Origin of the sequence: Anoxybacillus kestanbolensis (genome assembly GCF_001996285.1) — a bacterium.
GTDB lineage: Bacteria > Bacillota > Bacilli > Bacillales > Anoxybacillaceae > Anoxybacillus > Anoxybacillus kestanbolensis_A.
Genome location: NZ_MQAD01000002.1, coordinates 4,167 through 31,103, shown reverse-complemented (window position 1 = coordinate 31,103; position 26,937 = coordinate 4,167). Strand labels below are relative to the sequence as shown.

Genomic DNA, 26,937 nt, shown 5'->3' with positions numbered 1-26,937 from the left:
GGTCAGCTTTCGTACGTTTGAAGCGCTTCGTAAACTTTTTGGGCGATGTGTTTTGGAATATTTGCTTCTTGTATTTGTTCAACGGTCGCTTCTTTCATTTTTTTTATCGATCCGAAATGTTGTAATAACGCTTGTTTTCTTTTTGTACCAACCCCTGGAATTTGATCGAGGATGGAATGGAATGCAGATTTTGAACGAACTTGACGATGAAATGTAATTGCAAAGCGATGCACTTCTTCTTGCATGCGCTGTAGCAAATAAAACTCTTGACTATTTTTTTCTAACGAAATGACGCTTGGCGGATCGCCGAACAATAAATGTGATGTGCGATGTTTATCATCTTTCACTAAACCAGCGATTGGAATCGATAATCCAAGCTCGCATTCTAACACTTCTTTTGCGGCTTGTATTTGCCCCTTTCCTCCGTCGACAACAATGAGATTGGGAAGCGGTAACCGTTCGCGCAACACGCGTGTATATCGCCGCCGAATCACTTCGCGCATCGACTCATAATCGTCCGCTCCTTGCACCGTTTTTATTTTATATTTACGATATTCTTTTTTTTCCGGCCTTCCATCAATAAATACAACCATCGCAGCAACAGCGTCTGCTCCTTGAATGTTGGAATTGTCAAACACCTCGATACGATGAGGCGTTGAAATCCCGAGCGCTCCGCCTAGTCGTTCGACGGCACGAATGGTTCGTTCTTCATCACGTTCAATTAAAAAGAACTTTTCTTGCAGTGCAATTTGTGCATTTTTACATGCTAAATCAACGAGTTCTTTCTTTTTCCCGCTCTTCGGCTGCGTGACGCTCACCTCAAGCAATTTCATCGCCATTTCACCATCGATTTCTCGAGGTAATACGATTTCACGTGGCTTTAAATGGTAATGTTTACTGTAAAATTGGCCTAAAAATGTTAAAAATTCTTCTTCTGGTTCTTGATATAGTGGAAACATTGATACATTTCGTTCGATGAGCTTTCCTTGCCGGATGAAAAAAACTTGTACGCACATCCATCCTTTATCGTACGCATACCCAAAAATGTCTCGATCAACAAAGTCATGTAAAATCATTTTTTGTTTTTCCATCAATGCCTCAATGTACGCAATTTGGTCACGATATTCTTTCGCCCGCTCAAACTGTAACTGTTCGGCTGCTTCCATCATTTTTTCTGTTAATGCCTCTTTTACTTCTTTATACCCACCGTTTAAAAAACGCGTAATTTGTTCAACAATTTGTTTATTTTCTTCCTCTGACACTTTATATTCGCACGGTCCTAAACATTGTCCCATATGATAATATAAACAAACTTTTTTTGGCATTTTCTCACATTTTCTTAATGGATATAAACGATCAAGCAATTTTTTCGTTTCATGGGCCGCTTGGGCATTTGGATACGGACCGAAGTATTTCCCCTTATCTTTTTTTACCGTTCGCGTAATGATGAGACGCGGATGCGTTTCCCCCGTAATTTTAATAAACGGATAGCTTTTGTCGTCTTTTAACATGACGTTATATTTCGGATCGTATTTTTTAATTAAATTCATTTCCAAAATAAGCGCTTCTAAATCCGAGGACGTCACAATGTATTCAAAATCAGCAATTTCATTCACTAACCTGAGCGTTTTTCCATCATGTGTGCCGGTAAAATAAGATCGAACACGATTTTTCAGCACCTTCGCCTTTCCGACATAAATGACTGTGCCATGAGCGTCTTTCATTAAATAACATCCCGGTTGATCAGGTAAAATGGCCAACTTTTGTTTTAATTGTTCATTCACGTTTTTCCTCCTCTCTCCATTCATATACGGTGATGCGCCCATACACAGGGTCAGATAATAAACTCGATTCATAAGTTCGAACAAAATGAATATATGGACGAACGTCTATGCCTTGCGCTTGAAACCCTTTAACGACATGATCAGTAACATACACTTTCGCATGTGGAAATGCCGCTTTTTCACGTTGAAAAACATCAAAAGAGAATACACGTTCATGCGGAAAAGAAACACGCAAATATTCAAGCACGCGCGTTTCCTCCCATGTGAGTAAAATAAAAGGCTTTTCTTTCTGTTCAAAATCATACGCCAACTGATATGTCGCTGGCAACTGTGTCGCTTGACGCTTAATCCCTTGTATGCCGATAATCGTTTGTGAGAGAAGTAAAATAAGCATAACAGTCAATCGAAAACGTGATGACGATTGAAGGACACTGACAAACAAAAAGAATGAAACAATGACGACAATCGGCAATATATGTCTTGGCTTTTCAATGTTTTGCGCAAACAACGCCCATAAAAAATATGTCAATAAAAATAAACGATACAAAGGTGGAAGCGTTATTCGTTTCCAAGTCATAACCAACAAAACAATAAAGCAACTCAGCAACCATATTGACTGCTTAGCCATACCTGTCCAAATGATATTATAAAAAATAAGCATAATAGCTCGTTTCCAAAACGGTGCTTCATCTGTTGAAATCGCTCCACCCCATTGTGTAAAATGCCCTGTTGTAAATGAAAAAGCTAACTGCAAAAACCCCTCTCCCTCCGTCGTAGCCACTGCCATAATCCAAATAAATTGAAATGCAACCGCAATGAGACTGTATAGCAGAAGTTTCTTGAAGCGATATGCTCGCTTCCACCAAACATATAAAATACCAATCCCAAAAGGAATGTACGATAAACGAATACCAAGCATAACGCTAAATAGCCATAACGGAAGCAATTGCACACCGACACGATCCGAGTGAAGCGCACGTTGTAAACTCCATACATACCACCATAAAACAGCGAGTGCGCTTCCTTCCGACATCGGTTGTGAAGCGATTAACATGACGTAACTAAGCGATTGGACGAGTGCAGTAACGACCCATGCGTACTTTTTTTCCACAAATATTTTGGCAAGCAAATAAATAGGGATCGTCGCACTCATCATGAGCAAACCGTTCCAAATGGCCAGCGCTTTAGCAGGATTGTCGACAAATAAATGAACAAGCATCCCCCCAAAAATAAAATACGGATACCCTGGGAAATGCGGCTGCATCGCAAGCAAATCATACCGATCAAGCGCCAAAGCAAAGTCCACTTCATCCCACGTTGCAGCAAACGGGCTAGCATAGACGAAACATGATATATACACAACAACTAGCGCAATAATTGAAACGATTCGCACAATAAACCCTCCTAAGCAAAAAAGTACAAGGTTCCCCTTGTACTTTACATCACTTGTTGTTCAAGCACCTTCTCATTTTGTTCGTTTTTTTCTTCTTTTTTGCCATAACGTGTTTTTACAAGTAAATAAATGACGATAAAATAGCCGATGTACGCTAATACTTCTTCAAGTGACGGCATCGATGAGTAACCGAATAACGCCTTAAGGAAAATGCCAACATCCCCAGATAGAATAGGCTCTTGACCTGTGTCGCGCACGAAATGTTCGTGATCAATCGGGTGTTCCGGCATAAACCAAGTAATATCATAAACGTGCGGCATGACGCTGCCGATTATTTTTAAATCTTGTAGCATCGAAATGCCTTGTACGAGCAATCCGGCCGCAATCAAAATAATAAATGCACCTGTCACTTTAAAAAACGTTTTTAATGGTACACGCATCGTTCCTTTAAAGAACATATAACTTACAACAGCAGCAATCGTTAACCCTGTAATCGCACCCCATCCTTGCACCGCCGCTCCGATGTTTCCACCTGTAATAGCAGCGAAGAAGAAGACCGTCTCCACTCCTTCACGCAAAACAACTAAAAACGAATGCATGACCATACCAAATACGTCGCCTTTGGACACATATTTGCTCATTTTTCCTTCCATACTACTTTTTATATCTTTACTATGTTCCGCCATCCAAAAAACCATTTGCGTCAACAAGATGGAAGAAATAAAAATAATGCTCACTTTTAAGTACATTTCGCTCGCCATCGTTGAAAAGCCAGTAAGTACGACTTGAAATAACAAGGCGACAATCGCACTTGCAAACACGGCTAACCCTGCACCGAGCCAAACATATTTCACATAGCGCGATTGATCAATGCGCTTTAAATACGATGTAATAATCCCAACAATTAACAGCGCTTCTAATGCTTCACGAAACGTAATGAGCAGTGCTTGAACTTCCAAACTAAACGCCCCTTTCTTTACTTCCGTTTTCTTACGGCATACACAACAACCGCCACAATGACCATAACGATAGCAATAATCGGTATCCAGTTTTTCACATCAGACAAATCCGTCCATTCTTTCTTTTTTGCAGCAGCTAGTCGCTCTAAATCTTCTTCAGTAAAATGACCCGTTTCAATATTTTCTAATTCAAATTGATCTTGCAATGCTTGCAAAATGACTTTCTTGCTTTCCTTAAATTGATTGATGTTTGACTCTTTTTTTCCTACTCCGAACAATCCTGGATTTCCGAGCGATTGAAGAGCAATGTCAAACTGTTGTTTTAATTGTTCATCAAGCTCCGCATCTTTTTGTTGCACGATTGGAGAAAGTGCTTTATATGTAGCAAATGCTTTTGCTAACAAACGTTTGCTCGTATCATAGTTATCGAAGTTTTTCTCTACATTTTCTAAACGGCGGGCAACGTTTAACACAAGCACTTTTTGCATCGCTGAAACGATCGTATCTACATCTTTATTTTCAATTGCCTCCAAAATAATGGCAGAAGGTTCTGGCCCCATATGCATATCAATTTCTTTTTGTACCGTTTCATAAATCGCCTTTACTTCATCGAATTTTTTTTCTTGTGCTTTTGCCACCATTTCTTTATAAGCTTCAGCAACTGCTTCTTCGTTCGGATCACCGTATGAATAAGCGAACGAAGAAATAGGGGCTGAAGTGAAAATTAATATCATCGACAAACAAAAAAATAAAAAGTGTTTCACTCCGATCTCCTCCTTCGATGATAATGATAATAATTATCATAATTATTGTCAAGAAAAAATGCTAGAGAATCACTCTCTAGCGTTGCTGAACAGAACGTATTTGTTTTCGCTTCGTCGAACGGCACATTTCTTTCACAATAGCCGGGATGACATGCTTAAGATAAGCTGTAAATTTAATAAACGATTGCCCTGTCGTTCTTACTTGATATACAATCGGTACTTCTTTTAACCGAAATCCTTTCCGCACTAGGTTTAACGTCAATACTTGTGCATAGTTGTAGTCATGAATAATTTCTGCTTCTTCCATCGCTTGTCGCGAAAAAGCTCGCATGCCTGATTGACCGTCGTAAATCCATGTTTTTAATAACAGCGATTGAATAAACGTGAATATATAATTTCCAATGCGGCGATGCCACTTCATTCCGTGAATCGTCCCTAAAAAACGGGATCCCATCGTATAATCTGCTTCGCCACGTAAAATAGGCATAATGAGATCAGGAATTTGTTCGGGTGGATATTCATTATCGGCATCAATCATGACACCGATGTCTGCACCGAGTTCGACACATTGTTGTAAGCCGGTACGTACAGCAGCCCCTAATCCGCGATTTCGTTCGTGTCGATAAACAAAATCGGCTCCTGCTTGTTTTGCTACATCAACGGTTCGATCCGTTGATCCATCGTCGACAACAAGGACAGACACTTCTATATTCGGTTGCATTTGTCTTGGAATACGGCGGATCACCTCACCAATCGCTTCTTCTTCATTATGTGCAGGCAAAAATATAACGACTTTCATCATTTTCCCTCTTTCTTTAGCGCTTCAACTAATACAGGGCCACGACTATGGCTCGGATATGGTGCCCCTAGCAAATAAGCAATCGTTGGAGCAAGAGAAACGAGACTATGTTTTTCGTCAATGCGTTTCCCTTTTTCAATCATTGGACCGTACATGAAAAATGGAACGTATCGCTCCCCCTCATCTAAATGACCATGTCCCCCAATTCCGTCTGCTTGTCCATGGTCCGCACAAACGATAAATGTCGTATTTTCTGCTTTCCCTTGTTCATGCAACCATTCGAAAAATTGTTTGATCAATTGATCAACTTCTTCAATTTTTTGTACATACTCATCATAATGTACACCGCGGCTATGACCCGTTTGGTCCGTTCCAATAAATTGAACGACAAATAAATGTAAATCTTGTTCGGTCATGATTTGTTTCGCACGCTCCATAATGTTACGATCTGCGACATCGTTATGCATGACAGCTGTAACCGTTTCGACATCATTTCCTAGGGAATCGACAAGATGAGCGATGCCGAGCACTTTTCCTTTTTTTCCTACTTTTCGGAGCGAATCAAAAATACTTTCGACACGAATACCTAGTTTCCATACCATATTTGAACGAATGCCGTGTTCAAATGGGTATGTTCCTGTAAGCATCGATGTAAAACAGACGACCGTACGTGCAGGATATACCGTTTCCATTTGCGTAAAGTCCGTCCCATTCGCACGAAGCGACTTTAAAAATGGGGCGTTCGCTTGCTCGAAACGATCTTTCCTCATTCCATCAACAACGAGCACAATGACGCGATCGCTCAACGGTTGATCATTTGGAGGCACGTTGTCCGTATAACGGTCAATCACTTTCGGTTTCCAATCAAATAAATAACGGTGCAAAATAAACGACCATACAAAAACAAAGGCGTAAAAAGCAATAAATGACGGAACATGTATGTCATGTTGTACTCCATATTCCCATACAGAAAGAAGAAGCAATACTTTTGGCAATTGTTCCTGTGCATTCCCACTTGTTGAATCACTATTTTTCAATACAAGTTTCCAAAAACGAGTAAAATTCAACCACGTTGTTCCAATACGTAAATGATAGTATAGTGTTCCCCAAAAGAAAACGGTGAAAAAGAAATAAAGACTAACAGCAAGCAAAAGTAAACCTGTCGGAACAAACGACCAAATCATTAGGAACACAACGTACGGAACCCATAAATAGTTACGTAAAAATAACGGATAGTCATATACGTAGTACAATACAAAAAGCGGGATAGTAAACAGTAAGCTATTCCATAACTGCTTTCCTTCTTCAAAAGTGATACCATCAAACAAATGAAAAAGAACCATCGTTCCCATAACAAAAATCGGAGTAAACGGCTTTCCTTCATTTAATAAGTTCCAACACCTTGCCGCTACTTTTTCAAACTTCGATGCTTTTTTCATGCTACGTCCTCCTTTCGAACGAATGTCCATAGCGTCGGGATGCGCCACCATACGTATAGCCCAACGACATAAGAAAATAAAAATTTAAATAAATGAGTCGCCAATGCAAGAGCATATGCTTGTTCCCAATATGAATGAATGCGAGTTAACGCGAACGCCATAACTGCCTCATATGTCGCTAGTCCTCCTGGCGTCATTTGAAATACTTGTCCACCAACCGCCATACTATTTACCCACAACGCTTCGGAAAACGACAGAGGAAAAGCGACCATTTTCGCCATTTCAAACAAAACGACCGCTTCACATATCCAACTAAAAACAATAGCAACAACAATCAACACAAAACGATGGCTTTTCCATATCATGTTCCAGTGCTGTTTATGTTTTTGTAACCATGACAAATCGATGCGTCGAAGGAGGAAAAACAAAAAAACAATACCACCAAAAATGAGGGGGGAAATCATGGCGGAACGAATAATCATATGCATATAAACAATTGCTCCTAAAAAAGCAAAGAAAAATAACACGATCAAATCTAAAAGGCGCAATACAATGACCGACTCGGCAACAATCGAAAATGGAATGCGATTTTGTTTTGCACATATGCCAACGCGAGCGACATCGCCGATTTTAATTGGAAATATATGATTTATGAATAAACTAGCAAATAACCCATCGATGCACGTTTGAAAACGGGCTTGCGGCAAATACCATTTCCACGCCATAGCACGTAACACAAAAGCAAAACTATACATGACAACCATATAACCCGTATGCCACGGTTGTGAAACAAGCTTGTGCATCAGATCAAACAACAGTTGGGCATCAAAGTGGTGAATCGTCATCCATATAAACGCTACAATACATATGAGGCTAATGAGTCGCATCAAAATCTTTATTTGTTTATTTTTCATATTGCTTCGCCCATTCAATCGTCTTTGCCAATCCTTCCCGCAACGATACGCGCGGCTCGTACCCGATTTTTTCTTTCGCTTTTGTAATATCAGCCCATGTAGCGACAACATCGCCAAGGCGAGGCGGTTCGTAATGAACGCGCATATGCGGAAAATGATTGCGCAACTCCGCAAGCAATTGCTTCATCGTCACAGGTTGACCAGCCCCTAGGTTAAAAACATCACTTTCGCCTTTTCGTTCTATTGCTTGAATCATTCCAGCAACAATGTCATCAATGTACGTATAATCGCGTGCTGTATGATCACCGTAAACGGTAACCGGTTCATCACGTAACAATTTGCGAATAAATTTACTAATCGCCATATCCGGACGTCCCCACGGCCCATATACTGTAAAATATCGAAAAATTGTCATCGTATAGCCATATATGTGCGCATATGCGTGGCAAAACGATTCGGCACTATATTTCGCCGCTGCATACGGAGAAATGACTTGACCGGTTGCCATTTCTTCTTTTAATGGCTGAAACGCTCGATTGCCGTATACGGAAGAAGAAGAAGCAAATAACACATGTTGAACTTCCGCTTCTCCTGCCGCTTGTAATACATTGACGGTTGCTTTCACATCGTAATCAATATATGCTAATGGCTCCGATAACGATGGCTGCACGCCTGGTAGCGCGGCTAAATGGAATACAATATCTGGTCGATGATGGAAGAAAATTTGTTTCAACAAATCCAATTGTAAAATGTCTACATTGTAAAAATGAAAAAAGCCAACATTCTCTATTTGTTGAAGCTGACGTTGTTTCCGACACGTTGAATAATATGGATGAAAATTGTCGATCACGATAAGCTCATGCTCAAGTTCAAGCAATTTTCTCCCTAAATGACTGCCGATAAAACCTGCTCCACCTGTAATACATACTTTTGCCATTTGTGTAACTCCTTCATCGTTCGTCGCCTTACTATTGTATCACAACAAAAAAGCCGCGTGTTATGCGCGGCTCTTCTATTTATTGAACAATCGTACTTACAGCATCAAGCACAGCTTTACTATGTTGAGCAGCTTCATCTTTTTTGTTTTCTGCAATAGCGTTATACCATTTTTCTGCCGTAGCAAACACGTCTGCAGCTTTTTGCTCGCCCAATTTTGCTTTCACATCTAATTCAATTGCCTTTAAGAACATGTTTCCTTCTAACGCTTTTACTTTCGCTTCAACAACGTTATTCTCATCTAACTGCGCCGGTGCTTTTTCATGATAGCCTTTCATTTTACCAAACAACGCTTTGGCGAATAATGCACCCACTTCTTCTGCTTTAATGTTTTTATAATCGTTATTTAATGATAAAATTTCATCTAAGCGAGTTGTCGCCGCTTCATCTCCTTCAGCTAAAGAGCCTTTGATCGCTTGTAAAAAGCCCCATGCTTCAGCTTGTTGACCTTTGAGTTCATCTTCTGCCTTACCTTCTTTCACACCAGCTTCAATTTTTTCAGCATATGATTTAGACGCTAAATAGTAACTACGATAAATAGATTTATCTGTCAATTGGATGTACACTTTAAAATCATCTACGTTATTTGCTTTTAATGCTTCTTCTTGCGCTGCTAAACCAGCGTTAATGCTTTGCTCGAGGCTAGATTCTCCTGTTAATTGATAATACTCATCCCGTTTCATTGCCGTTGGAACGAAAATTTCCGCTGCTAGCAACTTAATTTGGTCAAACAATGTTGTCGCTTGTTGTTGATCGCCAGCTTCAAGTGCTGCTACAACATCTTTTTGCAGTTTCTTTTGCAATTGATAAAAATACGATTGCGTTACTTTATCAACAATTTGACGTGCTGGATGAACGTTTAACTCTCCGCTTTTTCCACCTTGAATCGCGGCTTCAATCGTTTGCGCAAATGTACCATCTAGTTCGTTAATTGGTTTTTGCAACTGCTCGACATATGTTTTTTCTACAAGATTCCAGTCAACTGGCTGTCCTTCTTTTGCTTTCTCGGTTTCCGCTTTGATTGCTTTATAAGCATCAATGAACGTTTGAACATTTACTTGTTCTTCCGCTTGTTCGGTTTCAGCAGGTTGTTGCTCTTCCTGTTTTTCTTCTACTTTTGTTTCTTCCTTCTTCTCTGTCGTTTCTGTTTTCTCCGCATTTCCGCAACCAGCCAGCACGCCACCTGCTAATAAAAACATGGCAAACACAGCTTTTAATTGACGTTTTTTCATTTCGTATGTATCCCCCTTTTTTGATAACGATTATCATTAACCGTTATCATTATAGTAGAGAACGATTTTCAGTGTCAATATAAAATTTCAAAAAAAATACCTCGGATGTCTCCGAGGCATGTCGATTATAAATGTTTGCTTAAAAGACCAACAAGCGCTTCTTTTGGTTGGAAGCCAACAGTCTTGTCGACTACTTCTCCATTTTTGAACACGAATAGTGTTGGGATGCTCATCACACCGTATTTTCCAGCTGTTTCTGGGTTATCATCTACATTGACTTTTACTACTTTCACTTTGCCGTCAAGCTCGCGATCTACTTCTTCCAATACAGGTGCAATCATTTTGCAAGGTCCGCACCAAGGTGCCCAGAAATCAACGAGCACAACACCATCTTTTACTTCGTTAACAAATGTTTGATCTGTTGCATTTACAATAGCCATGTTTCATTCCTCCTTAAATATTTCCGTTCCATGCACATAGTATACCATTGAACGTATTCATTGCGCCAATCTTTTGCTTCGCTTCTACTATTTCCTTGTCGCAAAAAAATATGCTGAAAAGAAAAGGCAAAGCATCATGCTCTGCCTTATGAATGTACTTTTAATTTTTTAAATTCTTCGATTAAAAGTGGAACGACTTCAAACAAGTCACCAACAATCCCATAATCCGCCACTTTAAAAATATTCGCTTCAGGGTCTTTATTAATCGCCACGATTACTTTTGAGTTAGACATGCCTGCTAAATGTTGAATCGCCCCTGAAATACCGCACGCAATGTATAAATCTGGCGTAACAACTTTTCCTGTCTGTCCAATTTGAAGCGAATAATCGCAATATCCTGCATCGCATGCCCCACGCGATGCTCCAACCGCACCGCCAAGCACGTTCGCTAATTCTTTCAACGGCTCAAATCCTTCCGCACTTTTCACGCCGCGACCGCCGGCAACGATCACTTTCGCTTCAGATAAATCGACGCCTTCCGCTGTTTTTCTCACAATATCACGAACGATTGTGCGTAAGTCTTTAATGTCTACTTGCGCATCGACAACCGCACCTGTGCGACTTTCATCTTTTTCAAGTGGAGCGATATTGTTCGGACGAACAGTCACAAACATAAGACCGTCTGTCACGATTTTCTTTTCAAACGCTTTACCAGAATAAATCGGTCTTGTAAAGACGATATTTCCACCTGTTGCTTCAACAGCGACAACATCAGACACAAGACCAGACTGCCATTTCGCAGCAAGTTTTGGCGATAAGTCTTTTCCAAGCGCTGTATGCCCAAAGACGATTCCTTCTGGTTTCTCTTGCTCAACAACAGCTTGCAATGCTTGGGCATAACCGTCTGGCGTATACGTCGCCAATTTTTCGTGTTCAACAACAATCACTCGATCCGCACCGTAAGCAATCAGCTCAGGAGCTAATGAGCGAACGCTCGCTCCGACAACGACAGCGACAACTTCTCCGCCTTCAGCGATCGTTTTTGCAGCGGAAATTGCTTCAAATGATACGTTACGCAACGCACCGTCACGCACTTCTGCTAATGTTAATACTTTTCTTGCCATGCTCCCCATCCCCCTATTAAATGACTTTTGCTTCTGTATGAAGAAGTGAAACGAGTTCTTTTACTTGATCGGCAATATCTCCTTGCAAAATTTTTCCCGCTTCTTTTTTCGGTGGTAAAAAGATTTCAATCGTTTTCGTTTTCGCTTCTACGTCCTCTTCCTCCAAATCTAAATCATCAAGCTCTAGTTCTTCTAACGGTTTCTTTTTCGCTTTCATAATGCCCGGCAATGACGGATAACGCGGCTCATTTAACCCTTGTTGTGCTGTTACTAATAATGGTAAAGATGTTTCAATAACTTCCTCGTCACCTTCAACATCGCGCACAACTTTCACGTTTGTTCCGTCAATTTCTAACTTCGTAATTGTCGTGACATAAGGAATACCTAGCAATTCAGCAACGCGTGGCCCAACTTGTCCAGACCCGCCGTCAATCGCTACATTTCCAGCTAAAATTAAATCAGCTTCTTTATCTTTTAAATATTCCGCAAGCACTTTTGCCGTTGTATATTGGTCACGATTTTCTACATCGTCTTCAATGTTAATGAGCACGGCTTTATCTGCTCCCATGGCAAGCGCTGTACGAAGCTCTTTTTCTGCATCTTCGTTCCCAATTGTAACAACTGTCACTTCGCCACCGTGCTGATCGCGCACTTGAATCGCTTCTTCAATCGCATATTCATCGTATGGGTTGATGATGAATTCGGCTCCTTCTTCGCTTACTTTTCCGTTTTGAATGACAATTTTTTCTTCCGTATCAAATGTACGCTTCATTAATACGAAAATGTTCATGCTTCTCTCCCCCTTTTATTTTCCTTGAAACTGTGGTGTCCGTTTTTCGATAAATGCCGAAATGCCCTCTTTCGCATCTTCCGTTACAAAGACTTGTCCAAACAGTTGAGCCTCTTTTTCAACACATTCATGGAACGTTTTTGTGCGAGCTTCATTAACTAGTTTCAATACCGCTTGAACAGAAATCGGGCTCTTTTGAGCAATTTTTTGTGCAAGTTGCTTCGCTGTATCAAGCAATTGTTCTTCTGGGACGGCTTTGTTTGCTAGTCCCCATTGAACAGCTTCTGTACCTGTGATCGGTTCGCTTGTCCACATCATTTCTAGCGCTTTTGCCATACCGACATGACGCAATAAGCGTTGTGTTCCTGCAAATCCCGGAATGATGCCGAGCTGCAATTCTGGTAAGCCAAGTTTGGCGTTTTCCGCTACGATGCGCAGATGGCAACTCATAGCTAACTCGAGCCCTCCGCCAAGTGCAGCACCGTGAATCGCAGCAATAATCGGTTTCGGAAACTGTTCAATTTTCTCCATCACTTGTTGTCCAGCTCGAGCAAGCTCCGCTGCTTGTTCGCTCGCCTCAATCGCTGTAAACTCTTTAATATCGGCACCAGCTGAGAAAAATCTTCCTTCTCCGTGAAGAACGATGACACGTACTTGTTCGTCTTCTTTTAATGCATCAAGTCGTTCTGAAAGCTCTTTCAAAACAGAAGATGCTAAAGCGTTTGCTGGTGGACGGTGAAGTGCTAAAATCGCCACATACCCCTCTTGTTGAACGGAAAACATGTTCCCCCTCCTTCGTGTATATCGGAAGGTTGTCGTGTTTACACACAACAACCTTTCGTTAACAATTGATGAACCGGTTTCGCTAATGCAACGAGATCATATTTTTGCTCATTCATGACCCATGTTGTCACCATTTCGTCAATCGTTCCAAAAATCATTTGACGAGTGAGACGCACATCTAAATCTGAACGAAATTCCCCTTTGTCAATTCCTTCTTGCACAATGCGATCGACAACTTTTAAGTATCCTTTCAAAATTTCATTAATTTTCAGACGTAACGATTTATTCGATTGGCGAAGTTCCAATTGGGTCACGATCGCTAAATGCGGATCCGCCGCTAACATTTGAAAATGTTTTTGAATCAACAAAAATAACTTCTCCGACGGACTCGAAATTCCTTCTATTTCTTCTTCAATTTTTTCGATGAAGTAGCCCATTTTTTCTTGAAACAATGAAATTAAAATATCCTCTTTATTTTTAAAATACAAATAGATCGTCCCATCCGCTACACCGGCTTGTTTCGCAATTTTCGATACTTGCGCTTGATGGTAGCCGTTTTCAGCAATGACAATCACAGCTGCATCAATAATTTGTTTAAACTTCGGTTTGTCGCGTTTCAACTTTGCATTCTCCCTTTCAAAAATATGAATGAATAATCATTCATATTTTTATTTTAAAGAGAGGCCAAAAGCGTGTCAAGAAAAAAACAATCGCCGCTCATTTTTGTTTTTCTTTTTCTTCTTCCACAAGCGCACGGCGCAATATTTTACCAACTGCTGTTTTTGGCAATTCTTTTCTAAATTCATAAATGCGCGGCACTTTATAAGCAGCTAATTTACTTCTCATAAATTGGTCAAGTTCTTCTTCTGTACACTGTTCTCCTTCTTTAAGCACAATAAACGCTTTCACCGTCTCACCACGATAAGCATCTGGTACACCAATGACGACTGCTTCTTGCACTTTCGGATGCTCATACAACACTTCTTCTACTTCGCGTGGATATACGTTATAACCGCTTGCGATAATCATATCTTTTTTTCGGTCGACGACAAAGAAATAACCTTCTTCATTCATATACCCTAAATCGCCCGTATACAACCAACCGTCACGAAGTGTCGCTGCTGTTTCTTCTGGTCGGTTCCAATATCCTTTCATTACTTGTGGACCACGTACAACGATTTCACCAATTTCATTTATGTTTGCTTTCTCTCCCGTTTCTAACGAGACGATCATCGCCTCTGTGTCTGGCCAAGGCACACCGATACTTCCTTTGATTCGTTTTCCGTCCCAAATAAAGTTGGAATGCGTCACAGGGGATGCTTCGGTTAAGCCGTAACCTTCAATAATCTTCCCACCTGTTACTGTTTCAAATTGTTCTTGCACTTCAACTGGAAGCGGAGCTGAACCGCTAATACATATTTTAATTGACGATAAATCATATTTTTTCAAATTCGGGTGGTTGAGCAGCGCAATATAAATCGTTGGAGCGCCTGGAAATAGCGTTGGTCGTTGTTTTTCAATTGTTTTTAACGTCGTTTCGACATCAAACTTCGGCAATAAAATCATTTTATATCCTTCCATAATGGATAAGTTCATGACAGCCGTCATCCCGTATACATGGAAAAACGGAAGTACACCAAGAATCGATTCATTCCCGCGTTCACATTTATACATCCATTTCGTGCACATGAGCGTATTGGCTGTTAAATTATGATGTGTCAACATTGCGGCTTTCGGAAATCCAGTTGTTCCGCCTGTATATTGAAGAAGCGCAACGTCTTCTATCGGATCCACATCCGTCTCTTTCACTTTCCCACTCGCAAGCGATAAGGCTTTTGTGAATAAGTGGCAATCTCCCTCATGTTTGACGCGTACAATCATCCCTGTTTGTTTCTTTTGTACAAATGGATATAACACATTTTTCGGAAACGGTAAATAATCTTTTATACTTGTAATGATCACATGTTCAATTTTTGTATGCGCTTTCACTTTTGTAATTCTTGGATAAAGTAAATCAAGGCCGATAATGACTTTCGCACCGCTATCATTTAACTGATATTCTAACTCTCGTTCAGTATACAATGGGTTTGTTTGTACGACAATACCACCTGCAAATAAAACAGCGTAGTAGCTAATGACCGCTTGTGGACAATTCGGCAACATAATCGATACGCGATCGCCTTTTTCTAAACCAAGCTGTTGTAAATACGATGCTAACTTCAGCGCTTGCTCATATACTTCCTTATATGTCAGCTCCTTTCCTAAAAAATGAATCGCAGTTTTGTGCGGAAACTGCTCCGCTGCTTCTTGCAAAAATTGTTGCAACGGCTTGCGCGGATAATCAATTGAATGAGGAACTTGCTGAGGATATAACGCTAGCCATGGCTTCTCCATTTCGTTTCCCCCTTTTCGATAAGATTATTTATATTTTATAATATTTTCTGAAATTTTTGTATTAAAAAATAAAAAAGGTGCCTGCTGACACCCTTTTATGCAAAAAACGTGAGATATATGACACCAATAAGCAAAAATACACCGCACAATACGAGCAATACTTTCGCTAACGTTTCCATCTGTTTCTCCTCTCACCTTATACTTGCTCCGATGACAAACGACAAGCCGATAGAAATGACCATAGAAATAAATCCTACCGCGCGATTATCGTTGGCAATTTCGTCGTCAATGTTGAACTTTGGCGTTAAAAATTCATAAATAAAATAACCGATTAACAACAAAACAAATCCATAAACGCCCCAACCGATCATCGTTAACAGTGAATCGTGATGATCGATCGAGTATCGGAAAATATTCGCAATCCCAAATATTTTCCCTCCTGTCGCCATCGCTACCGCCATGTTTCCTTTTTCAATCTCTTCCCAGTTTTTGTATTTTGTCACAAGTTCAAAAATAGCTAAAAATAAAACTAAACATAAAATGACGACACTAAAATTAGCAGCAATATGAATCGTTTCATTTTCCCAGAACGCGTTCATAGTTCCTCCCGTTATTATAATTCGACAATGGTGACGCCTGTTCCCCCTTCAGCCGCCTCACCAAATCGAATGCTTTTTACCGAGCGATGATTTTGTAAATATTGTTGCACGCCTTTTCGAAGTGCCCCTGTTCCTTTTCCATGAATGATAGACACGCGCGGATATCCTGCCAACACCGCATCGTCAATATATTTTTCGACGCGAAGCAACGCATCTTCATATCGCTCACCACGCAAATCTAATTCTAGTGGAACGTGATAGTCGCGTCCTTTTACGGTCGCAATTGGCTTTGTTTCAATCGGTGCTGGGCTGCTTACATACTGCAAATTTTCTTCATCCACTTTCATTTTTAAAATCCCAATTTGCACAAGCCACTCTTTATCGGATACTTTCTCAATCAACTGCCCTTTTTGATTGAGATGAATGACTTTCACTTCATCGCCTGGGTGTAAGGATTGCTTTGCTTTTTGCGCTTGTTTTTTCTTTTTTGTATCGATTTGCGGAATCGCTTCTTCTAACTTTTTCCGCGCGGCAATCAGCTCATGTTCTTTCATAGCAGCAGCCTGTTGTTTTTGCATTTCACGAAGGTTTTGAATCACTTCTTCGGCAGTTTTCATCGCTTTTTTAACAATGAGTTCTGCTTCCTCTTTTGCTTTTTCTAACAACCGCTCGCGCTGTTCACTTAATTCGTTCCACTGCTGTTGTAATTCATTTCGTAGCTGCTCTGCTTCTTCGCGAAGTTTTTCGGCTTGCTCCCATTCTTCTTCCGCGCGCTTTTTACTTTGTTCTAATGAAGCAATCATATTTTCGACTTCATTGCTTTCAGCACTAATATACGTACGAGCACGTGCAATAATATGTTCGTCTAAGCCGAGGCGACGAGAAATATCAAGCGCATTGCTTCGCCCCGGAATACCGATCAATAGTTTATACGTTGGACTTAACGTTTCGATGTCAAATTCGACACTTGCATTCATGACACCTTGTCGGTTATAGCCATATGCTTTTAATTCAGGATAATGCGTCGTCGCGACCACCCGCGCCCCGCGGTTATGCACTTCATCTAAAATAGCAATAGCTAATGCTGCACCTTCTTGTGGATCCGTTCCTGCTCCAAGCTCATCAAATAAAACAAGGCTATGCTCGTCCACTTGTTTTAAAATGTCAACAATATTTACCATATGAGACGAGAACGTACTTAAACTTTGTTCAATTGACTGTTCATCGCCAATGTCAGCATACACCGCGCGAAATACAGCTAATTGTGATCCATCTAACGCCGGTACTTGCAATCCTGCTTGCGCCATAACGGTGAACAAGCCGATTGTCTTTAACGTGACTGTTTTTCCCCCTGTATTCGGCCCCGTAATTACCATCGTCGTATAGTTGCTCCCTAGTTCAATATCGTTTGGAACGACTTCGTCCGATGGAATAAGCGGATGACGTGCTTGTATGAGACGGATATATCCACGTTCATTGATAGCTGGTTTTGTTGCTTTGATCGCTTTTGCGTATTTCGCCTTTGCAAACAAAAAGTCAAGCTGAGCAAGCAACTCGACGTTCTCAATAATTGTTGTCGCCTGCTCACCCACGGAGGCAGATAATTCGCTTAAAATACGTTCAATTTCTTGTTTTTCTTTCACACGCAATTGCTGCAGTTCGTTGTTCAATTCCACTACCGATTGTGGCTCGATAAATAACGTAGCCCCAGATGAAGACTGATCGTGTACAATGCCACCATACGTATGGCGATATTCCTGTTTCACTGGGATGACGTACCGATCGTTACGAATCGTAATGATTGCATCTGACAATGTTTTTTGCGCTGATGATGAACGAATAATACTCTCTAACTTATCGCGCACTCGTCCTTCAATCGTGCGCAGCTGATGGCGGAGCGAACGAAGCCGATCGCTCGCTCCATCAAGCACATCTCCGCTTTCATCAATACAATGATATATACGTTGTTCAAGTTCAGGCAAAGGAACGATTTGCGCCGCATATGCGATCATGTGCGGAAGATCTGCCTCTGTCGCTTCTAAAAATTTTTTCAGTTGTCTTGCTGCTCGCATCGTACTTGCGATATCAAGCAGTTCATGTGGACTGAGCGTTCCTCCGATGCTTGCACGTTTCGTTTGCATCCGTACGTCAAATATACCACCAAGTGGGACGTGACCACGTAAGCGAAGAACCGTTGCTGCTTCGTCCGTTTCTTCTTGCCAGCGCACCACTTCTTCTACATGTGATGATGGCATAAGCGCTACGACTTTTTCTTTTCCTAACGAGGAAGATACATATTCCGCAAGCTGTGCTTTCACTTTATCAAACTCAAGAATGTGTAATGTTTTTGCGTGCACTAAGTAACCCTCCAGCTGTTTATTTTCGCAAAAAAGAGATAAGTTGTTCGATATCCCATGTATTGATGACCGTTTCTTTTCGAATCCAACCTTTTCGAGCAAACGCCACTCCAAGCTCCATATCATCAAGCATACGAACGTTGTGTGCGTCTGTATTAATCGCTATTTTCACACCAAGCTGCTGTGCTTTTTGTAAATAAGTGTACGTTAAATCGAGACGATGTGGGTTGGCATTTAGCTCTAGCACCGTATTTGTTTCTTTCGCAAGCTGCAACAATTCGTCTATATTTACAGCGTATCCGCTTCGCTCCCCAATTAATCTTCCTGTCGGATGAGCGATCATATGAACGTATGGATTCATAAGTGCTTCTTTTAGACGTTTCATAATCGCTTCTTCTGGTTGTGAAAAAGCAGAATGAATCGACGCAATGACAAAATCGACCGTTTGTAATACATCATCTGGAAAATCTAACGTTCCATCTGGTAAAATATCCATCTCAATGCCAGATAAAATAAAAAAATCGTCGTATTTTTCGTTTAGGCGGGCAATTTCTTCTTGCTGCCGTTTTAACCGTTCAACCGTTAGTCCATTGGCTACTTTTAAAAACTGTGAATGATCGGTAATCGCAATATACCGATACCCTTTCTGGCGACATGCTTCTACCATTTGCTCAATTGAAAACGCCCCGTCGCTCCACGTCGTATGCATATGTAAATCGCCGCGTATATCAGATAAAGAAAGGAGCGGCGTGCCGTCATATGCATCGACTTCTATTCCACTTTCACGCATTTCTGGCGGGATGAACGGCAAATGAAAATGAGCAAAAAATTGCTCTTCTGTCGCGAACGTTTTCACTTCGCCTGTCTGAATGTTTTCTACACCGTATTCACTAATTTTTTCACCGCGTTCTTTTGCGAGCTGACGCATGCGCACGTTATGTTCTTTTGAACCGGTAAAATGATGGAGCGTTGTGGCAAAATGTTCAGGGGAAACGAGACGAAAATCGACATTGACAACATAATCGTATTGCAATTGCAATGATACTTTCGTTTCTCCGTTTGCGACAACGTCATAAATATGTTCAAGTTGCAACAACTGCTCCCGAACATACAAAGGATTGTTTGTTGCGATAATGAAATCCAAATCTTTTACTGTCTCGCACACCCGACGCAAACTGCCTGCTCGCGAAAACCGTACGATATCATCTATATTTGCAAGTTGCCGTTCAATGTCTAAAGCGACTTCTAACATAAACGCAATTGGCAACCGTTCAGGGCGCGCATTCATATTGGCAAGCGCAGTTAAAATGTTTTCTTCTGTCTTTGCACCAAAGCCACTTAATTGTCTTACACGTTGAGCTAAGCACGCTTCTTTTAATGTTTCCACATCAGTTACACCTAGTTCATGATACAGTTTTGCGATTTTTTTCCCTCCAAGTCCGGGCAATTTTAAAAGTGGAAACAATCCTTTAGGAATTTCTTGTTTTAGCTGTTCCAATACATCGCTCGTTCCCGTCTGCAACCATTGTCGCAAAACGGCAGCTGTTCCTTTTCCGATTCCTGCAATGGACGTAAAATCATCAATATCTGTTAAGGCACGTTCATCTCGCTCTAACGCTGAAGCTGCTTTACGAAAAGCGGATACTTTAAACGGATTTTCCCCTTTGATTTCCATATATAAAGCGATCGTTTCAAGCAGGCGAATCGCCTCTTTTTTATTTTTTTCCATCCCATTCCCTTCCTTTCGACGAAAAAACTTCTCTCGGACGGAGAAGTTTTTACGCCATATATTGCACGAGCATATGTTTTACAAAATTTGATAAAACGGGTGTGTGTTTAACAATCAAACTAGCGATGAATGAGTCGTGAAGTGGCTGTTGAATGATAGACATAGGAACAAGTGCACTCACATATAAAAGTAAAAATAAAAGCAAATACACTTCTATAAAACCAAGCGCTCCACCTGCCCAACGGTTTACGCTTTTTAAAATGGGTAACTGTGCGACGAAGTCTAGCATTGAGCCGATCACTTGCATCACAATTTTCGCAGCGAAAAATAAAACAGCAAACGCAATCGCACGATAGTACGCTTCATCTAAATTTGTGCTTTCAATGAGCAATTTTATCGTTTCCCCATCGCCAAAACTCGGATATGGCACCCATAATTTTAGTCTTGGTGCTAGTTGATCATAATAGTTATATGCAACAATAAACGCGATCAAAAAACCGGTCATATGAATAAATTGCAAAATAAATCCTCGTTTCAATCCAATCATCAGTCCCATGAGAAGGATGAAACAAATAAGCAAATCAATCATCGCTGTCATCATCCTTTTCTTTATTCATTTTTCGCAAAAGGCGTTCGTATTCATCTTTTAGTTTAATATATTCATGAACGATATTGACTGCCGTTAATACAGCGAGTTTACTCGTATCAAGCGTCGGATTTTTGGCACTAATTTCACGCATTTTGTCATCGACAATGGAAGCAACAAGCCGAATATGACTGGAGCTTTCCGTTCCGACGATCGAATATTGTTGTCCGTATATATCTACCGTAATACGCGTTTTTCTCTGCTCCGCCAAATTATTTCCCCCATTCATCCGATCTCCCGTTTCGGCAAAATTCTACCTTTTATCTTAACATGATTTGTAGATACATGAAAAGATATACGAAAAGAAGAGCGGGCATCAACACCCGCTCTCATCTAAAACCATTGCTCCAGTTGTTCTCTCGTTCCGTCTTTTTTCGCTACTTGTTTCATATATGCCCAATCCAGCCGCTCTTTATGAAGAAGAACCATTCTTTTTGCCCATTCGCAATCGGATTTCGATTTCCAATGGACACATGCGCGCAGGCGATCTAATATAATGTCTTCAATTCCGATGACATATACATGCAACCCATCTTCTAACTTCAACTCAATTACTTTATCATCATCAGCATCTTCTAGTACATCGTTTGGAATTTCCACACTAACAAACAATTCATCGTGATACCAATGTCTTCCTGACGGAGTGAAACCCAGTTTAGTGAGCAATTGTCCCGCTTTTTCACGATCACTAACAATTAAATCGATATCTACAGTCGTATAATCGCCACGCGTATATATTTCAACCGCAAGCCCACCAACAATAATGGGACGTATACGATGTGGCTCCAACAACTTCGTTAAAATGGCTGTCACTTGAACCATTTTCTCAAACGATGTTTTCGTTTGAAGCGACTGAAGTTTTTCTCTCGCTTCTTTAATCGAATTCATAATACCACACTCGTTCATTCAAATATCGAATTTTTCCTTCTTGTTCAGCTTTTTTCCATCTTTTGATGCATAATTCATCTAATACACGCATTTCCTCTTTGTCACGTGGACGTAAACGTACATGTTGCTCTCTTCCATATTTTAATATATCCCGTTCCACATTTCCTTTGCGTGAAAAAATCCACTCGTTTAGTTCAGACATATTCATTTTTCTCACTTCGTTTCACTCCAACAACTATTTTTTTACATTATATCACAAAAGAGCGGGCATCGACACCCGCTCTTATTTCATAAATGGCCACCAGTTTGCACGTCCAAACGTTTTCGCCATCACCGGAATAAATAACGGCAAAACGATTAGCGCATATAAGAAAAGACCTGTCAAAATAATCGTCGCAATTTGCAGTAAGGATAATACCCCTGATGGATACATTGCCGCAAACGTTCCACCTAAAATGATGGCTGCGGAAATGATGACTGTTCCCATATGACGCATCGCTTCAAGCATCGCTTCTTGAACGGTTTTGTCGCGATATTCATTAAAGCGATCCATAAGGAAAATGCTATAGTCAATGCCAAGCGCCATTAAAATAACGAACGCAAAAAATGGAACAGCCCAGTTCACGCCTTCATATCCGAACATATTCACAAACACAAGTTCAGTGAATGCCATCGACGTATAATACGTTAAAATAAGCGATAACATTAAGTACGCCGGCATGATGAACGAACGAAGAAGAACGATTAAAATGATCGCAATTCCTGCAAGCATAAATACAGACGTGCGTGCATAGTCAGCAGCAGAAATGTCATTTAAATCCGAATATATACTTGTCACGCCGCCAACGCCTACTTTCGCATGCTCAAGTTTCGTACCGTTTACCGCCCGAGCAATCGCATCTTTCACTTCTGCGATCTTTTCCATCGTTTTCGTTTCGTACGGATTGGATGAGAAAACAACATCAAACGTCACGACTTTCCCGTCTTTCGACATATATGCTTCCTTCGCTTGTGCAAATTCCTCACTCATCAACAATTGTGGCGGCATATACCACCCTGCCATTTCTTCATCTGGCGCATTCGCTAAGTCAGAAACGTACTGTTTTGCGGACTGTAATCCATTTTCCACTTGTCGCAATCCATCCACACTTTGATTTAATCCTGAAATAAGTTGATCCATTTGATCATTAAGCTGCGAAAAACCTGTAAGCAATTGCTGTTGTCCGTCGTTTACTTTCGCTAGCCCATTTGTCACTTCTGGCAATCGTTGAACAATTTGCCCTTGACCATCCGCTGCTTGCTCTAATCCGTGACGAAGTTTTCCAAGTCCATCGATCAGTTGATCCATTCCCGTAATAAGCGCTTGTTGTCCGTTTGTTACTGTCGCAAATGATTCATTTGCTTGTTGCAAACCATATTGAACATTTTGTAACGCGTCGTTCACTTGAACAAGAGCCCCAGACAATGTGTTCATTTCCGTACTCATTTGTTCAATCGCTTGCTTCACCTGTGCATACTCCGCATCTTCGCGCAAACTCGTATGACGTTCTTCTATGCGATTGAGCGACTGAGAAAGAAGCGGCAGCTGTTGGGAAATAGTGCGCAATCCCCCTTCGATTTGTTCGTATTGCTCGCCCAACTGACGTAGTCCAACAGTTGCTTGTTCATATCCTTTTCGCAATTCGTTCGCGCCATCATGTAGCTTTTTCATATTCGTTTGTATCGTCTGTAACCCTTTTTCAAGATCAGCCGCACCAATCGCTCCGCTTCGTACTCCTTCTTCCAATTGCTTCAATGCTTGTTGTAAATCAGTCATTCCCGTTTTCAATTTTGACGTTCCGTTGACGAGCTCGTGAATACCACCTGTCGCCTGAGCTAACTTTGGAGCGGACTTTGCCATTTCGTTGCTCGCTTCGCTTAACCCAGAACGAATTTGCCCGATACCGTCCGCTCCTTTTCCAAGTCCATCTTTTAACTGTTCCGCTTGCTTTGTCACAAACAATTGATCAATCGGCTCTCCGAGCGGACGCGTCACCGAGCGAACAGCGTTCACACCATCAATGTTTGCTACTTCGCGACTAATTTTTTCTATTAAATAGTAATATTGCTCGTCATCCATCGCTTCGTCATTTTTCATGACGATTTTCGTCGGCATTGCTTCTCCTTCACTAAAGTGAGAAGAAATGATGTTAAACGCTTTGACGGAAGGATAACGATCGCCAATTTCCGCCATCGAGTTAAACGAAAGTTTTCCGTCATACGTCAATAAAATCGGCAATGTAATGACCGCGACAATCGCAAGCGCCCATAGCGGACGAGCGAAAGAAAAACGCCCTGCCACATCCCATAATTTACTCGGTTTATGTTCAAGCGCACCTTTCATCGGCCAAAACAGCTTTTCACCAAGTGTAGCCATAAAAAACGGCACAAGCGTCACGAGCGCAACAAGTAACACAACGACACCAACCGCAACGGCGGAGGCGGATTGATACAATTTAAATGTCGATAATCCAATCGATGCAAATCCGATCATGACCGCTAATCCGCTAAAAATAACCGTTTTTCCTGCAGTTTGATATGTCGCGATAATCGCTTCAGTTCGATCTTCTCGCTTCGCTAGTTCTTCTTTAAAACGGCTAAGCAGTAAAATGCAATAGTCTGTGCCAATTCCGAATAAAACGGCAACTAAAAACGTTTGTGTAAACGTAGAAAGTGGAAAATCAACACGATCAACAAGAAAAGCAACAATCCCTTGCGACACGATATACGTCAATCCGACCGTTAACAACGGTACAAACGGAGCAACGAGCGAACGGAACACAAGAAATAAAACGACTAAAATAAAAATGACGGTAATACCTTCCGTTTTTTTCAACCCTTCTTGTGAACTTTGAATGACATCTTCATCGATCATCCAACTACCTGTGTAATAGTGCGGCACATCAATATTCTCGATCACATCATAAAGCGCTGTGCTTATTTCTTTTGCGGTGCGTTTGTTTCGTTCTAATTGAAGCGAAATAAGTGCCGTTGTTTCATCTTTTGAAACGAGCTTTTCTTTGAGTGAGCTGTCATCAAGTGGCGAAACAATTTGTATTAAACCGAGCGATTCTTTTTTCGCTTGCAGTTGTTCAATAGCCTTCTCAATTTCGTTCCAATCCTTTTCTTGCAATCTTTCTTTGCGATGGAAGACGAGGACGGTGCTCATTTCCCCTTCCTTATTTTCTTGCTTTTGTACTTCTTTTAATAACTCGCTAGCAAGCGAAGACGAATAGCCGTCTGGGACGGTAATTTGCCCTTTTTCACGCACAAGTTGTGCCATATTCGGAGCAGTCATAACGAGCACGACAGCGGCGACAACCCACGCGAGTAAAACGACCCATTTTCCGCGAATAATCGTTTTCATTTTTTCTCCTCCATTTCTTGTAAAATCATTGCTAGCTTCTCATACGTTTGAATAAACTGTTCAATTTCTTCATGTGAAAGCTTTGTCATAATTGTTTCAACAAGTTCATATACTTTTCGTTCTGTTTCAACGAGCCATTGTTCACCTTTTTCTGTGAGCGAAAGAGCAATAATACGACGATCATCTTCATCTTTGCCACGTGCAATCATTCCTTTTTCAACAAGACGGTTTGTCATCGCCGTAATCGCACTTTTATTTACCGCAAACACGTCCGCCAATTCCGTTGACGTACACATCCCACGCTTATGTATGTAGCGCAATACATAATATTGATCGTGCGTAATATCGTCCAATTCACATTTCATCAACGCAGCCCCTCGTTTATGAACAAGAAATGAAACGGATAAATAGCGCTCAATAAATTGTTGTATGCTTCGCTCCATCGGTCAATGCCTCCTATCGAAATAGTTCAATTGTTTAACTATTTAATAATATAACGATAAAACACGGAATGGTCAATGATGAAGTGAGGTGTGATATAATGGTGAAAAAAGTGAGGGATACGCGATGAAGCCAGAATCATCCAAACTGTATACGTATGCCGATTATATTCAATGGGACGGGCGTTGGGAGCTCATTAACGGAAAGGCTTACAACATGAGCCCTTCTCCAACATGGGAGCATCAATTTGCTGTCATGGAACTATCGTTTGCGTTTCGTTCGCATTTTCAAAATAAAAATTGCTACGTTGCGATAGCTCCGTTTGATGTTCGACTTTCCGAAAGCGACGACTACACGTATGCAAAACATGTCGTACACCCCGATATTTCCGTCATTTGCAATCGAAACAATTTAACACCAAACGGCTGTTTAGGCGCACCAACACTTATCGTCGAGGTTCTTTCTCCGTCTACAGCGTTAAAAGATCGAAACGAAAAATTTAAGCTATACGAACAGTTTCATGTGCAAGAGTATTGGATTGTTGATCCTTTGTATAGAACAGTTGAAGTATTTGGATTAGAGGATGGTTTTTTTAAAAAAAGAGAAGCATTTGGAGAAAATGACACGATTACATCTTTCCTATTTACGGATTTTTCTCTCGAAGCGAAGCGATTATTTTTTCAATAAAAAGGCAGCCAGTAACCGCATAACAAGCGAATTGGGCAGCCTTTTTCTTTTTATCGTTTAAGCCGTGACGTCGCGTTTTTGGAACGTCCACCATGTCAGCGCATTAAAAACAGAATGAGCTGTGACATACTCCCACCACCTACGCTTCGCTTAGAGGTGGGGCTTCTCGGGTAATCCCATCTCATGATGGGAAGTTGACCGAGCGATCCCCGTGTGCCCCACGGTTCGAGGACAAATTAGACGATCGCCAATCGTTTCATGCCCTCATGTTTGATATTGATGGCCGCATTGACGTCCCTGTCGCTCTCGAATCCACATTCACAGCGGAATGTCCGTTCAGAAAGCGATAAAGACTCCTTGACTCGACCGCAGC

The 26,937-nt window shown here is 41.0% G+C and carries 26 protein-coding genes; 1 reads left to right on the top strand and 25 read right to left on the bottom strand.

Translation table 11 applies throughout. The features are described from left to right. Positions 1–2: 2 nt before the first annotated feature. The 24 genes from uvrC to BO219_RS01265 all read right to left on the bottom strand — a co-directional run bounded on the left by uvrC (position 3) and on the right by BO219_RS01265 (position 25,879). Complete coding sequence (uvrC, locus tag BO219_RS01380; protein WP_077427943.1) at positions 3–1,784, bottom strand: excinuclease ABC subunit UvrC; 1,782 nt, start codon at positions 1,782–1,784, stop codon at positions 3–5. Next, positions 1,777–3,177, bottom strand: coding sequence for a nucleoporin-interacting protein (locus BO219_RS01375; protein ID WP_077427941.1), 1,401 nt, complete (start codon positions 3,175–3,177; stop codon positions 1,777–1,779). Before BO219_RS01375 ends, uvrC begins: the two co-directional genes overlap by 8 nt. Positions 3,178–3,221: 44 nt before the next feature. Then, the gene (locus BO219_RS01370; RefSeq protein WP_077427939.1) at positions 3,222–4,136 is read right to left on the bottom strand and encodes an FTR1 family iron permease; all 915 of its coding nucleotides are present in this window, start codon (positions 4,134–4,136) and stop codon (positions 3,222–3,224) included. Positions 4,137–4,153: 17 nt separating this feature from the next. Beyond that, entirely contained in the window at positions 4,154–4,900 is a 747-nt protein-coding gene (locus BO219_RS01365) for a hypothetical protein (protein WP_077427937.1), read from the bottom strand. A gap of 76 nt (positions 4,901–4,976) precedes the next feature. Next, positions 4,977–5,699, bottom strand: a complete 723-nt coding sequence (locus tag BO219_RS01360) for a glycosyltransferase family 2 protein (protein WP_077427935.1) — start codon at positions 5,697–5,699, stop codon at positions 4,977–4,979. Beyond that, positions 5,699–7,138, bottom strand: a complete 1,440-nt coding sequence (locus tag BO219_RS01355) for an alkaline phosphatase family protein (RefSeq protein ID WP_077427933.1) — start codon at positions 7,136–7,138, stop codon at positions 5,699–5,701. Before BO219_RS01355 ends, BO219_RS01360 begins: the two co-directional genes overlap by 1 nt. Further along, complete coding sequence (locus BO219_RS01350; RefSeq protein ID WP_198936612.1) at positions 7,135–8,052, bottom strand: lysylphosphatidylglycerol synthase transmembrane domain-containing protein; 918 nt, start codon at positions 8,050–8,052, stop codon at positions 7,135–7,137. The genes BO219_RS01355 and BO219_RS01350 overlap by 4 nt, the downstream gene beginning before the upstream one ends. Next, positions 8,042–8,989, bottom strand: coding sequence for an NAD-dependent epimerase/dehydratase family protein (locus BO219_RS01345; RefSeq protein ID WP_077427931.1), 948 nt, complete (start codon positions 8,987–8,989; stop codon positions 8,042–8,044). Before BO219_RS01345 ends, BO219_RS01350 begins: the two co-directional genes overlap by 11 nt. 79 nt (positions 8,990–9,068) lie before the next feature. Further along, positions 9,069–10,280 carry a hypothetical protein gene (locus BO219_RS01340; RefSeq protein WP_077427929.1) on the bottom strand — a complete coding sequence of 404 codons (1,212 nt, stop codon included), beginning with the start codon at positions 10,278–10,280 and terminating at the stop codon, positions 9,069–9,071. 125 nt (positions 10,281–10,405) lie between these two features. Further along, positions 10,406–10,720, bottom strand: coding sequence for a thioredoxin (trxA, locus tag BO219_RS01335; protein ID WP_077427927.1), 315 nt, complete (start codon positions 10,718–10,720; stop codon positions 10,406–10,408). 146 nt (positions 10,721–10,866) lie between these two features. Further along, positions 10,867–11,844 (bottom strand): electron transfer flavoprotein subunit alpha/FixB family protein, encoded by a 978-nt coding sequence (locus tag BO219_RS01330; protein WP_077427925.1) that lies wholly within the window; start codon positions 11,842–11,844, stop codon positions 10,867–10,869. 16 nt (positions 11,845–11,860) lie between these two features. Then, entirely contained in the window at positions 11,861–12,634 is a 774-nt protein-coding gene (locus BO219_RS01325; RefSeq protein ID WP_004889143.1) for an electron transfer flavoprotein subunit beta/FixA family protein, read from the bottom strand. A 15-nt stretch (positions 12,635–12,649) separates the two neighbouring features. Further along, complete coding sequence (locus tag BO219_RS01320; protein WP_006320299.1) at positions 12,650–13,417, bottom strand: enoyl-CoA hydratase; 768 nt, start codon at positions 13,415–13,417, stop codon at positions 12,650–12,652. A 38-nt stretch (positions 13,418–13,455) separates the two neighbouring features. Beyond that, the gene (locus BO219_RS01315; protein ID WP_004889140.1) at positions 13,456–14,037 is read right to left on the bottom strand and encodes a TetR/AcrR family transcriptional regulator; all 582 of its coding nucleotides are present in this window, start codon (positions 14,035–14,037) and stop codon (positions 13,456–13,458) included. A 97-nt stretch (positions 14,038–14,134) separates the two neighbouring features. Then, positions 14,135–15,811, bottom strand: coding sequence for a long-chain-fatty-acid--CoA ligase (locus tag BO219_RS01310; RefSeq protein ID WP_077427923.1), 1,677 nt, complete (start codon positions 15,809–15,811; stop codon positions 14,135–14,137). Between the two features lie 191 nt (positions 15,812–16,002). Continuing rightward, complete coding sequence (locus BO219_RS01305; protein ID WP_077427921.1) at positions 16,003–16,410, bottom strand: DUF350 domain-containing protein; 408 nt, start codon at positions 16,408–16,410, stop codon at positions 16,003–16,005. Between the two features lie 14 nt (positions 16,411–16,424). Then, positions 16,425–18,767 (bottom strand): endonuclease MutS2, encoded by a 2,343-nt coding sequence (locus BO219_RS01300; RefSeq protein ID WP_077427919.1) that lies wholly within the window; start codon positions 18,765–18,767, stop codon positions 16,425–16,427. Between the two features lie 19 nt (positions 18,768–18,786). Continuing rightward, positions 18,787–20,496 (bottom strand): DNA polymerase/3'-5' exonuclease PolX, encoded by a 1,710-nt coding sequence (gene polX / locus BO219_RS01295; RefSeq protein ID WP_043967894.1) that lies wholly within the window; start codon positions 20,494–20,496, stop codon positions 18,787–18,789. A 49-nt stretch (positions 20,497–20,545) separates the two neighbouring features. Beyond that, positions 20,546–21,085 carry a CvpA family protein gene (locus BO219_RS01290; RefSeq protein ID WP_041637972.1) on the bottom strand — a complete coding sequence of 180 codons (540 nt, stop codon included), beginning with the start codon at positions 21,083–21,085 and terminating at the stop codon, positions 20,546–20,548. Further along, a complete protein-coding gene (gene zapA / locus BO219_RS01285; RefSeq protein ID WP_077427917.1) occupies positions 21,078–21,353 on the bottom strand; it encodes a cell division protein ZapA in 276 nt (91 codons plus the stop codon). Before zapA ends, BO219_RS01290 begins: the two co-directional genes overlap by 8 nt. 122 nt (positions 21,354–21,475) lie before the next feature. Then, positions 21,476–22,030, bottom strand: a complete 555-nt coding sequence (locus BO219_RS01280) for a DUF6036 family nucleotidyltransferase (protein WP_077427915.1) — start codon at positions 22,028–22,030, stop codon at positions 21,476–21,478. Then, positions 22,017–22,238: a hypothetical protein gene (locus BO219_RS01275; protein ID WP_226373738.1), complete on the bottom strand. Its 222-nt coding sequence runs from the start codon at positions 22,236–22,238 to the stop codon at positions 22,017–22,019. The genes BO219_RS01280 and BO219_RS01275 overlap by 14 nt, the downstream gene beginning before the upstream one ends. Positions 22,239–22,313: 75 nt before the next feature. Beyond that, on the bottom strand, positions 22,314–25,436 hold the full coding sequence (locus tag BO219_RS01270) for an efflux RND transporter permease subunit (RefSeq protein ID WP_077427911.1): 3,123 nt from the start codon (positions 25,434–25,436) through the stop codon (positions 22,314–22,316). After that, positions 25,433–25,879, bottom strand: coding sequence for a MarR family winged helix-turn-helix transcriptional regulator (locus BO219_RS01265; protein ID WP_043967909.1), 447 nt, complete (start codon positions 25,877–25,879; stop codon positions 25,433–25,435). The genes BO219_RS01270 and BO219_RS01265 overlap by 4 nt, the downstream gene beginning before the upstream one ends. A 124-nt stretch (positions 25,880–26,003) precedes the next feature. On the opposite strand from BO219_RS01265, the gene BO219_RS01260 reads away from it, so the two are divergent. After that, on the top strand, positions 26,004–26,564 hold the full coding sequence (locus BO219_RS01260) for a Uma2 family endonuclease (protein WP_077427909.1): 561 nt from the start codon (positions 26,004–26,006) through the stop codon (positions 26,562–26,564). 236 nt (positions 26,565–26,800) lie between these two features. Here BO219_RS01260 and BO219_RS14720 read toward each other — a convergent pair. Continuing rightward, a partial coding sequence (locus tag BO219_RS14720) for a zinc ribbon domain-containing protein (protein ID WP_226373737.1) occupies positions 26,801–26,937 on the bottom strand: 137 nt, incomplete at its 5' end.

Coding starts and splice junctions, on each gene's coding strand:
- BO219_RS01355 (WP_077427933.1), bottom strand. CDS start 7,138: ATGAAAAAAGCATCGAAGTTTGAAAAAGTAGCGGCAAGGTGTTGGAAC.
- BO219_RS01280 (WP_077427915.1), bottom strand. CDS start 22,030: ATGAATTCGATTAAAGAAGCGAGAGAAAAACTTCAGTCGCTTCAAACG.
- BO219_RS01265 (WP_043967909.1), bottom strand. CDS start 25,879: ATGGAGCGAAGCATACAACAATTTATTGAGCGCTATTTATCCGTTTCA.
- BO219_RS01330 (WP_077427925.1), bottom strand. CDS start 11,844: ATGGCAAGAAAAGTATTAACATTAGCAGAAGTGCGTGACGGTGCGTTG.
- BO219_RS01350 (WP_198936612.1), bottom strand. CDS start 8,052: ATGAAAAATAAACAAATAAAGATTTTGATGCGACTCATTAGCCTCATA.
- polX (WP_043967894.1), bottom strand. CDS start 20,496: ATGGAAAAAAATAAAAAAGAGGCGATTCGCCTGCTTGAAACGATCGCT.
- BO219_RS01260 (WP_077427909.1), top strand. CDS start 26,004: ATGAAGCCAGAATCATCCAAACTGTATACGTATGCCGATTATATTCAA.
- BO219_RS01275 (WP_226373738.1), bottom strand. CDS start 22,238: ATGAATATGTCTGAACTAAACGAGTGGATTTTTTCACGCAAAGGAAAT.
- BO219_RS01340 (WP_077427929.1), bottom strand. CDS start 10,280: ATGAAAAAACGTCAATTAAAAGCTGTGTTTGCCATGTTTTTATTAGCA.
- BO219_RS01360 (WP_077427935.1), bottom strand. CDS start 5,699: ATGAAAGTCGTTATATTTTTGCCTGCACATAATGAAGAAGAAGCGATT.
- BO219_RS01290 (WP_041637972.1), bottom strand. CDS start 21,085: ATGATTGATTTGCTTATTTGTTTCATCCTTCTCATGGGACTGATGATT.
- trxA (WP_077427927.1), bottom strand. CDS start 10,720: ATGGCTATTGTAAATGCAACAGATCAAACATTTGTTAACGAAGTAAAA.
- BO219_RS01310 (WP_077427923.1), bottom strand. CDS start 15,811: ATGGAGAAGCCATGGCTAGCGTTATATCCTCAGCAAGTTCCTCATTCA.
- BO219_RS01270 (WP_077427911.1), bottom strand. CDS start 25,436: ATGAAAACGATTATTCGCGGAAAATGGGTCGTTTTACTCGCGTGGGTT.
- BO219_RS01325 (WP_004889143.1), bottom strand. CDS start 12,634: ATGAACATTTTCGTATTAATGAAGCGTACATTTGATACGGAAGAAAAA.
- BO219_RS01345 (WP_077427931.1), bottom strand. CDS start 8,989: ATGGCAAAAGTATGTATTACAGGTGGAGCAGGTTTTATCGGCAGTCAT.
- BO219_RS01320 (WP_006320299.1), bottom strand. CDS start 13,417: ATGTTTTCCGTTCAACAAGAGGGGTATGTGGCGATTTTAGCACTTCAC.
- BO219_RS01305 (WP_077427921.1), bottom strand. CDS start 16,410: ATGAACGCGTTCTGGGAAAATGAAACGATTCATATTGCTGCTAATTTT.